The organism is Pseudomonas sp. 05T35 (assembly GCF_056396605.1).
The window spans coordinates 1-10,115 of the sequence record NZ_JBFTLU010000128.1; the positions used below are offsets into that span (position 1 = coordinate 1).

Genomic DNA, 10,115 nt, shown 5'->3' on the forward strand with positions numbered 1-10,115 from the left:
GTCATCTCCCTGTAGTGGTCTTATGCATGTGCAATCCCCCCTGTAAATACACCCGAGTTTTTAGTAAAGAAAATCATTTCCGCTAGACGTCCGTTTTTCAGAGACCAGCCCACCTAACGACTCAGTCAACTACCAAAAAATATATAACCGTTAGCAATAATCCACATAACAAATATTAATGCCACATGACCACCTCATCATTAACTTACTATTTATGACTGACGCAACCTCATTGAATATCGCTCACTCAATGGCGTCTTCATCGCCCCATAAAAACCATCCAACCCACTGTAATCATTAAACAAAAACCTGATCAAGACACTCACTCCATCGACTGCACCACGTTGTTCCAGCAGCTCACCTCAAACTCTGCCATCAGGCAAGCTTGCAAAAACACCACAGCCGTCTAACTTCATGATTATCTTTGCAAGCGTAATCAACCGCACATAAAAACCAGCCATTCAGGCGGGGGAGTCTATTTTTCTAAAACAAACCAGACGCTGCTTTTAATTGCTGAAACGGAAATCAGTCATAACGATCAAGAGGGATGCTTGATGAAGCGCAGCCGATGGTATCGTGCATTCTCGCAACGAGGGCCAGCCGAACATTTTTGGCTGTCATTGTTTTGCTTCTCAGGCCTGGTGATCGCCAGCTTCCTGTTGTTCGAACAACAGATCCAGGACTTCCTGACCCCTCTCAACCTGTTCCTGCCTTCGACGCCCACCCAGAAACTCAACCTGGCGCTGCTGCTGATCACCCTGCTGGCGCTGGACGTGGTGCTGCCAGTCCCTTCGAGCATGGTAGCGCTGCTGGCCGTGGCCATGCTGGGCAGTCTCGGCGGTTACCTGGTGATTTTCATTGGCCTGTGCCTGGGTGCCGGGCTGGGTTATGCGCTGGGGGCCGGCTATTTTCGTCTGCTGTCCGGTCGCCTGGGCCTGCATCAGCGCCAGCCGGRACAGCTGGCATACAAGCTGGGCACGCTGTCGTTGATCTGCCTGCGCGGCGTGCCGGTATTGGCGGAAACTTCGGTGGTGGCCGCCGGTATGCAACGTTACCCGCTACGCGCGTTCGTGCTGGTCACCACTCTGGCCAATGCCGGCCTGGCACTGGCCTACAGCGCCATCGGCATCTACCTCGTCGAGCAGAACGCACTGCTGGTGACCCTCCTCGCCAGCATGGTGTTGCCCGGGCTGTTTATCGCCGGGTACAGCCTGTTCAAAACCTTGCGCAAGCAAAACGCCGAGCAATCCCTGCACGGGCGTTTCGAGGTCCGTTACGACTACCCGGTGGTGTTCACCGATCACCTGTTCGAGCCGTCCAATCCGTGTCTGCATCGCCAGCTCACCGCACGACTCACCCCACAGCACCGGGGCCCGGTGACAGTGCTGGTGTTCGCCGATGAACTACTGCTGCAAAGCGCCCCGAAATTGCTGGAACAGATCGACGCCTACTTTGCCGCCCATGCGGCGGACCTGCATTTGCAGGCCGCGCCGATTGCGGTGCCAGCCGGCGAACTGAGCAAGGATTCACAGGTGTTGCAGCAGCTGTACACCGACATGCTGCAACATGGGCTGGACCGGCATTGCTATGTCCTGGCCCTGGGCGGCGGCGCGGTGCTGGATGCGGTGGGCTACGCCTGCGCCACCTTCCACCGCGGTATTCGCCTGATCCGCATCCCGAGCACGGTGCTGGCCCAGAACGACGCCGGTATCGGTGTGAAAAACGGCATCAATGCTTTCGGCCAGAAGAACCTGCTGGGAGCCTTCTATCCCGCCACCGCGGTGATCAACGACTTCCAGCTGCTGACCAGCCTGACTCGCCGCGACCAGATCGCCGGGCTGGCCGAAGCGGTAAAAGTGGCGCTGATCAAGGATCAGGCATTTTTCCAATGGATGGAACAACAGGCCGACGCCCTCGCCTGCTTCGATCACCCGGCCAGCCGCTACGCGATCCGCCGTTGCGCCGAACTGCACCTGGCGCACATCACCGGTGCCGGCGATCCCTTCGAACGCGGTAACGGACGACCACTGGATTATGGGCACTGGGCCGCGCACAAACTGGAAAACCTCAGCCAGCATCGGCTGCGCCATGGTGAAGCCGTGGCGGTGGGCATGGCCCTGGATGGACTCTATGCCAATGCCTTGGGACTGTTGAGCGATACCGATACCGAACGGGTTCTGAACCTGCTGCTCAAGCTCGGCTTCAACCTGTGCCCGCCGGAACTGTCCTTGAAAGATACACAGGGGCACTCCCAGGTTTTGCTCGGGCTGGAGGAATTCCGCCAGCACCTGGGCGGGCAACTCTCCATCCCCATGCTCAGCCGGATCGGCGAGTCGGTGGACCTGCATGAAATCGATGCCGCGCGGATGGAGCAGGCGCTGCAACGGCTGTCCACCCGAATCGGCCCGGCGCTCACCCTCAGCGAGGGCTGCGCGCAATGAGCCAGACATCACCGAACCTCAAGACCTGGATGACCTTGGGCCGGGTGTCCAACCTGCCCACGGTATGGACCAACACCCTGGCCGCGGCCTTGCTGGCCAGCAGCGCCGGTGCCCTGACGCCGCCGTCTTCGCTGGTGTGGATCCTGCTGCTGGCCGCACTGTCGCTACTGTATCTGGCCGGCATGTTGTTGAACGACCTGGTGGACGCCGATTGGGATCAACAACACCATAACCCTCGCCCCATCACCCTGGGCCTGGTCAGCCGCCAACAGGTGCGTCTGGCCACTGTGCTGTTACTGACACTGGCCGCGGCCTCGGTGTTGGGGCTGAGCCGGCTGATCGACCAACCATACTGGTTGCTGGGCAGCGCCGCCTTGCTGGTGGGCTGCATCCTCGGCTACAACCTGCTGCACAAGAAATACGCCCACAGTGTCTGGCTGATGGGCGCCTGTCGCTCGGCCCTCTACCTCACGGCAGCGGCCAGCCTGGCGGTGCCACCGGAGCCGATCTGGCTGTGCGCCATGTTGCTGGGTGTCTACATCAGCGGCCTGACCTACCTGGCCCGCCAGGAACACCGCAACCAGTTGCTCAGCCGTCTCCCGCTGATCCTGATGTTAAGCCCGCTGACCCTGGCGATTTATGYCGACAACGTCTGGTTTTGGCCGGTGTTGCTGCTCTGGCTTGGCTGGCTGGGCTGGCACTACTGGCACCACTTGGCCCACCCGCAGCATCGGCAGGTCCGCGCCTTTATCGGCGCCGGCCTGGCGGCTCTGCCACTGTTCGATGCCCTGGTGCTGGCCGTAGCGAACCAGCCACTGGGCAGCCTGTTATGTGTTCTGGTGTTTTTCCTGCTTCCACACTTCCAGCGCTGGATCAAACCGACATGAACATGGACGTCACTGCACCGCCATCAGCGGCCCTCGAAATGCGTCACGACTGCCTCGCCGAACAACACCAGGCCCTCACCCTACAGCTCGATGACGCCGAGTTGCAGTGGTGGCGCCAGGCCCAGGAGCGGCTTGCCCAACGCCCGGACGCCAATACCGCGGCGCTGTTGAGCAGCCAGTGCAAGCGCAACCTCAAGGAGCAACCACTGCCCCTCAATCCCGGCTGGAGCAACGTCCAGTTGGCGCGGGCGTTGCTGCTGGCTCAAGTGCTGGAGCGACAACCCCTCGCCGGGCAACTGCCCTTGCTGCGCCAACTGTTTCTGTGGGGCGACGACCAAGAAAAAATCGCCACCCTGAAGGCCCTAGACTGGCTCGACAGCCGTGGGCTCTGCGTGGAACTGGCACTGCAAGCCGGGCGCACCAGTAACAGCCAGGTGTTTGCCGCCCTCGCGCTGGACACCCTTTATCCATCGCGCCATTACAGCGAACGGGCCTTCCATCAATTGGTGCTCAAGGCGCTGGGCATGGGGCTCGACGTACGCCACCTGATCGGCCTGACGCAACGACACAGCGTCACCCTCAACCAGTTGGCCCTCGACCTGCTGGACGAACAGCTTGCTGCCGAACGAACGGTGTCTGCCGGGCTGTCCCGAGTGATCGCCTTCGACCTGCTCAGCCCGGCGCAACACCAGCGCCTGGCCGGGCTGAATCAGCAGCAACGCTTGCCGCCGGAGTGGCACGAGCACCTGGCCGGCACCTCACTGAACTGACACTCAACGACTCCTTTTCCTTGACGAGGATTTACCATGCTCAAGTACTTCGACCCGCATATTCATATGGTCAGCCGTACCACCGATGACTACCAGAACATGGCCGCCGCCGGCATCACCGGGGTGATCGAACCGGCGTTCTGGCAGGGCCAGGCCAGGACCAGTGTCGGCAGTTTCATCGATTACTTCGACACCCTGTTGGGCTGGGAGCGCTTTCGCGCGAGCATGTTCGGCATCCACCACTTCTGCACCATCGGCCTCAACCCCAAGGAGGCCAATGACCTGTCGGTGGCCAATGAAGTGCTGGAGATTCTGCCGCGCTATCTGGTGAAAGACGGTGTCGTCGCAGTCGGCGAAATCGGCTACGACGACATCACTCCGGAGGAGGACCGTTTTCTCGCCGCTCAACTGGAACTGGCCAAACAATTCAATTTGCCGGTGCTGGTGCACACCCCGCACCGCGACAAGATCGGTGGCACCAAACGCACCCTGGCGGTGATTCGCGAAGTCGGGATTGCCGAGCACCTGGTGATCATCGACCACCTCAACGAACTGACCCTGCCGCTGGTGCTGGACAGCGACTGCTGGCGCGGCCATTCGATCTACCCCAACACCAAGATGTCGGAACAGCGCATGGTCGCTCTGTTGAAGGAGTACGGCACCGAGAAAATGGTGGTCAATAGCGCCGCCGACTGGGGGATCAGTGACCCGCTCAAAGTGCCGAAAACGGGCGAGGCGATGCTGGCTGCCGGCTTCAGCGAGGGCCAGGTCGAACAGGTGCTGTTCCACAACCCGGTGGACTTTTTTGCCCAAAGCGGACAGCTGGACAAAGCCCTGGTCAGCACTCCGCTGCCCATCGACCAACGTCGGCAGTGGCAGGACAATTCCGCCCTGCGCGGCCAGGAACCGGTGATCAAATGAGTGCCGGCACGGGTTGGGCTGCCACGCAGGTCGGCTATTGCAGCAACGTACACCCGACCCGTGACCTGGCCGGGCTACGGTCATCCATCGAATGGCATTTCCAGGGTGTGCGCACCCTGCGCGGCCTGAACGAGCAAGACAGTGGGCTGTGGATCAGCGCCCTCGCTGCGGCCGAACTACAGCAGGCGTCAGCTCGGGCGGATTTCCTCAGCCTGCTGCAACGCAGCGGGCTGCGGCTGACTTCACTTAACGGCTTTCCCTATGGCCAATTTCATCAGGGCGCGGTGAAAGCCGACGTCTATTTGCCCAACTGGACTGATCCGAAACGGCTGGCGTACAGCCTGAATCTGGCCCGAATCCTGGCGCACGCCCTGCCGTCGGATTGCCCCCAAGGCGTGATTTCCACCGTACCGCTGGGCTACGCCGCCAACTGGAACCCGCAGCGACAGCAGCATGCCGAACATCTGCTGCGCCAACTCACGGCTTCACTGGCCAGGCTGCATCGGGAGACGGGCAAGAAGATCGTGTTCTGCCTGGAGATGGAGCCGGACTGCGTGCTGGAAAACACCGACCAGGCGATCGCCTTCTTCCACCGCTACCAAGCCAGCGACCCGAACCATGACTATCTGGCGCTGTGTTTTGATGTCTGCCACCAGGCCGTGGTCTTCGAACATTGCTATCAATCGCTGGAAAAGCTGCGTCAGGCCCGGGTGCCCGTTGGCAAGATTCAACTGTCCAACGCGCTGATTTGCCGTCTGCCCCCTGAGGACGACAACCGACGCCAACACATACTCAACACATTGAGCGACTTCGCCGAAACCACCTACCTGCATCAAGTCAAAGCCCGCGATGTGCAGGCGCGGTTATCGGGCTGGGCCGACCTTCCCGACGCACTCGACGATTGCGCAAACAACCTGGGGCAATACCCCGAACTGCGGATTCATTTCCACATTCCGCTATTCAGCGAACACTTGCTGCTGCCCGAACTCAGCGGCAGTCAGATCGCCCTGTCGCAGACCTTCGACTTTCTCGCAGACCATGGGGATTTCCGCCCTGTGCTGGAAGTGGAAACCTACAGCTGGGGCGTGCTGCCCGCGCAACTGCGGCCCGACACCGAGCACGCCCAACTGCAGGGAATCGCCGCGGAACTGCGCTGGGTCGARGAGCAATTGCGGCAACGGCAATTGCTGCAACCCCAAACGCGGGAGGCGCTCGCCGATGCCCTCTGATCAACCGCGTCAACCGCTGCTGCTGATCAACGTGGTCGCGCTGACCCCGGCGCTGCTGGGGCCGGCGACACCGCACATCAATGCCCTGTTGAAAACGGCAAAAATGGCCAGCCTGCAACCAGTGTTTCCGGCGGTCACTTCTACAGTGCAGGCCTCGATCCTCACCGGCGCGTCGCCGTCGGAGCACGGCATCGTGGGCAATGGCTGGTATTTTCGCGACCAGGCTGAAGTGCGTTTCTGGCTGCAACCCAACGCACTGATCCAGGGTGAAAAGGTCTGGCAGCAGCTTAAACGTGAGCTCCCCGGGTTTCGCTGCAGCCAGTTGTTCTGGTGGTACAACATGTATGCGGACGTGGACGCCGCCATCACCCCACGCCCGCACTACCCGGCCGATGGCCGCAAGCTGTTCGGCCTGTATTCGACACCGGCCTCGTTGCACGAGCGTATCGAACGGCAAATCGGCGAATTCCCGTTTCCGGGTTTCTGGGGCCCGGCGGCCGGCATCGCGTCGAGCCGCTGGATCGTCGACTGCGCCATCACCGAGTTCCAGATCGATCGACCCGATCTGCAATTGGTTTACCTGCCGCATCTCGACTACTGCCTGCAGCGACTGGGCCCCGATCATCCGTCGATTGCCGACGAGGTGCGGGCCATCGACAGTGAAGTGGGTCGCCTGCTGACCTTTGCCCAGGAGCAAGGCGCGGCGGTGATGCTGTTGTCCGAATACGGGATCGAAGCGGTGCAGCAGTCCGTATCGATCAACCGACTGTTGCGTTCGGAAGGCTTGTTGCAGGTGCGCCAGTCGCTGACCTGGGAGTTGCTCGACCCCGGCGCCAGCGCGGCCTTTGCCGTGGCCGATCATCAGATCGCGCATGTCTACGTGAAGCAGGCGCACGACATCCCGCGTGTCAAAGCGCTGTTGCAGCGCCAGCCCGGCATCGAGCAAGTGCTGGATAAAGCCGAACAAAGGGACTGGCAACTGGATCATCCGCGCAGCGGCGAGCTGGTGACCGTGGCTGCGCCGGGATACTGGTTCGATTACTACTACTGGTTCGACGATCGCAAGGCACCCGACTTTGCCCGCACCGTGGACATCCATCGCAAGCCCGGCTACGACCCGCTGGAACTGTTCATCGACCCGGCCATTCGTTTCCCGAAATTGAAAATGGCGCGTCGCCTGCTGCAGAAAAAGCTCGGTTTTCGCTACTACATGGACCTGATTCCGCTGGACACCCGCCTGGTCYGCGGCAGCCATGGCCGCCTGCCCGACAGCGAGAACACCGGCCCGCTGCTCATCACCAATTGCAATCTGCCGTTGCCGCAGCGTCTTGCGGCCACGGCCGTGAAGCAACTGCTCCTGGAACACTTCCTGGGGCATTCACACACCGACCCGGCCAATGCCAAGGAGCTTCCATGCGGCGAGCCATTTCTATAACAGTTCTGAGTGCCCTGGCCGGTTTGGCTCAGGCACAGGACACTAACAACTTCAACTGCAGCAACTTCCTGCAATTCGGAACCAGCATCGATCAGACCCGTGCGGCGTTCAACACGAGTCCCGAGGCCATGGCCTGGAACTGGTTCGTCTGCCTGAACCAGCCCGACGCCCAGGGTTACAACCGCCAGTGGGAGTCGTTCAAGCCTTCCGACCAGGTCTACCTGGCCAATGGCGCCTCCCCCGGCACGTATGAAAGCCGCACGAGGCTACCGGGCGAAGTGCTCAGGCAAGCCAAGGCCCTGGGGCTGGACTCGAGCCGCGTCCTGCACAACCTCAAAGCCACCCAGCAGGTCGACGGGCTGAGCCTGGAAATGGGCGGCACCGCCGTGCCTGACGCACAGCAAGGCCACGTCGTGCGCTTTCAACTGCTGATGTCCAAGGACACTTACGACTACATCGTCAGCAAAAACGTCTACAACATGAATGGTCAGGATGCCCTGACGAGCAATCTGAACTTTCCGGCCACGGCCTGGGAGTTGAAAGCCGCCTGGCTGTGGATCGGCGCGGACATGGCTTACAAGAAGAAGCTGGAAGCCGACGGCTACTACGTTGCCCAGGCCTATTACTCGATAGGCACCGGGTACAAGGTTGGCTACGCGGCGCTGAGCGGCTTGCATGTGGTCAACAAACTGAGCGCCGACTGGGTCTGGACCACCTTCGAAAACGTCAATAACCCCAAGTACACCGTGACCAAGGGCCAGCCGCCCGCGCCAATGACAAACAGCACCGGGCCGACATCGGCTGCCATACCGGTCAATACGCAGTTCCAGGCCAATAACCCAAAGCTGTCGAAATACGAGTTGATCGGCGTGGAGTTCCTACCCAAGACCCAGGTCCTGGCGAACTCGCAGTTGGAATCGGCCTTCCAGGCCAATTCGTCCTGCCTGGCCTGCCACGGCACCGCCGCCTACTCGAAGCAGGACGGTTATTTCAATTTCGCCATACCGAGCGGCGGCGGCCTTACCTACCCCACCACACCGCTGCCGGTCACGGCCTTCACCGGTTATCAGAAACTGGATTTTGTCTGGTCGCTGAAACATGCCCAGTGGAAACGCTAAGGAGAGCACGACATGAGCGTACTGAACTTTCCCCGCATCTACCTCAACGGCGAGATGTTCTGGAACCCGCCGACGGCCAACAACAACGACATGTTCCCGCTATATGACGCAGTGAACATGGACATCAACTGGCCGTTCGTGAAGCACTTCGGCGTCGACCAGGACAACGCCCCAGACAGACTGATGCCATGGACCATCTCGACGCAGTACATGGCTAACATGCCGACCTACGTACAGCAGGTGCCAAACAATATCAATCCGAACCATGACCCGTACATGCCCGCCGAATGGGATCTGTTTGGCGACAACGGTTGCGGCTTGGTGAACTACGGGAAAACCACTTCGACCGTCATCGGCGGCGAATTGAAGATCAATAACTACATCAGCCAGGACCCGCTGGTCGGCAAGCAATACCAGTTGCTCGGCAGCCCCCTGGGCAGCAATACCCCAACCCCGGCGCGCTTCGTGGATATCAGCCCATGGCAAAACACGTTCACGGCGCTGTACTTCGACAAATTGGTGCTGGGGGACTCGAACTGCGGCCTGACCCTCAACCGCAAGTACCGGATGATGGACCGTTTCCTGAACTTCAGTTGGGCAGGCCTGGGTAATGGCCTGATGAACGTCAGCACCACCTGGCAGACCTGCTTCCCCAAGGACAATCTGGAATGGGCGACCGGCAACTCCGCCCTGCTGAGCAGCCTGAAGCAGCAGATGGAGGAGCAAGGGGCGCAGGGCCTGATGTTCCGGTTTTCCGTCTATCTAACGTGCTATGACAAAAACGGTATATTCAACGATTACACGAAGAACCCCAACACCCGCTCCAACAACCCGGATGTCATGGCGAAGGTGCGGGAGCTGTACAGGGAGGGCTTGCACAACGTTAACGAGATATTCTTCAACCCCGCCTACAGCCGCACCTCGGCGGTCTTGGGGCTGTGGTTCGCCAATGAGTACCCCACGGCCCCCGCCGGGCTGCGCCTGGTGCCCGATCAGCTGGTGTCGATGTTCCAAACGAACTTCCAGGATACGAAAAAAGCCCAGTTGGGCGTGATCTCGGCACAAATTACCGGCGATACCCTGTCACTCGATCTGGGCAACACGTTTCCGAGCTATCCCGTGGACGCCACCGTCGATATCCCCGTCCCGGAAAAATTCAACGCCGGTACCTACCATTTGGGCGCCGAGGTGGATGGAACATTCAAGCCGGCGGTCATCTTGAACTACGCGGACTACCGGCAAGCAGCCTTCAACCAGCGCTCGGGTATTCTCGATATCCCCCTCGATACCTATACCAAGGGTGTATTGCAATCC

Annotated in this window: 7 protein-coding genes and 1 pseudogene; all 8 read left to right on the plus strand. The window is 60.3% G+C overall.

Annotation, left to right across the window (positions count from 1 at the left end):
* The first annotated feature begins 554 nt into the window (after positions 1-554).
* Positions 555-2,441 carry a 3-dehydroquinate synthase gene (locus AC1DH9_RS12415; RefSeq protein WP_477808242.1) on the plus strand — a complete coding sequence of 629 codons (1,887 nt, stop codon included), beginning with the start codon at positions 555-557 and terminating at the stop codon, positions 2,439-2,441.
* Positions 2,438-3,328 carry a UbiA family prenyltransferase gene (locus AC1DH9_RS12420; RefSeq protein WP_477808243.1) on the plus strand — a complete coding sequence of 297 codons (891 nt, stop codon included), beginning with the start codon at positions 2,438-2,440 and terminating at the stop codon, positions 3,326-3,328. The genes AC1DH9_RS12415 and AC1DH9_RS12420 overlap by 4 nt, the downstream gene beginning before the upstream one ends.
* Positions 3,325-4,098 (plus strand): EboA domain-containing protein, encoded by a 774-nt coding sequence (locus tag AC1DH9_RS12425; protein WP_427538386.1) that lies wholly within the window; start codon positions 3,325-3,327, stop codon positions 4,096-4,098. Before AC1DH9_RS12420 ends, AC1DH9_RS12425 begins: the two co-directional genes overlap by 4 nt.
* A gap of 36 nt (positions 4,099-4,134) precedes the next feature.
* Complete coding sequence (locus AC1DH9_RS12430; protein WP_427538383.1) at positions 4,135-5,019, plus strand: TatD family hydrolase; 885 nt, start codon at positions 4,135-4,137, stop codon at positions 5,017-5,019.
* Positions 5,016-6,248, plus strand: coding sequence for a metabolite traffic protein EboE (eboE, locus tag AC1DH9_RS12435; RefSeq protein ID WP_427538380.1), 1,233 nt, complete (start codon positions 5,016-5,018; stop codon positions 6,246-6,248). The genes AC1DH9_RS12430 and eboE overlap by 4 nt, the downstream gene beginning before the upstream one ends.
* Positions 6,238-7,683: an alkaline phosphatase family protein gene (locus AC1DH9_RS12440; protein ID WP_477808244.1), complete on the plus strand. Its 1,446-nt coding sequence runs from the start codon at positions 6,238-6,240 to the stop codon at positions 7,681-7,683. Before eboE ends, AC1DH9_RS12440 begins: the two co-directional genes overlap by 11 nt.
* Positions 7,662-8,801: a hypothetical protein gene (locus AC1DH9_RS12445; protein WP_427538374.1), complete on the plus strand. Its 1,140-nt coding sequence runs from the start codon at positions 7,662-7,664 to the stop codon at positions 8,799-8,801. Before AC1DH9_RS12440 ends, AC1DH9_RS12445 begins: the two co-directional genes overlap by 22 nt.
* A 12-nt stretch (positions 8,802-8,813) precedes the next feature.
* A pseudogene (locus AC1DH9_RS12450) lies at positions 8,814-10,115 on the plus strand (hypothetical protein); the annotation flags it as partial.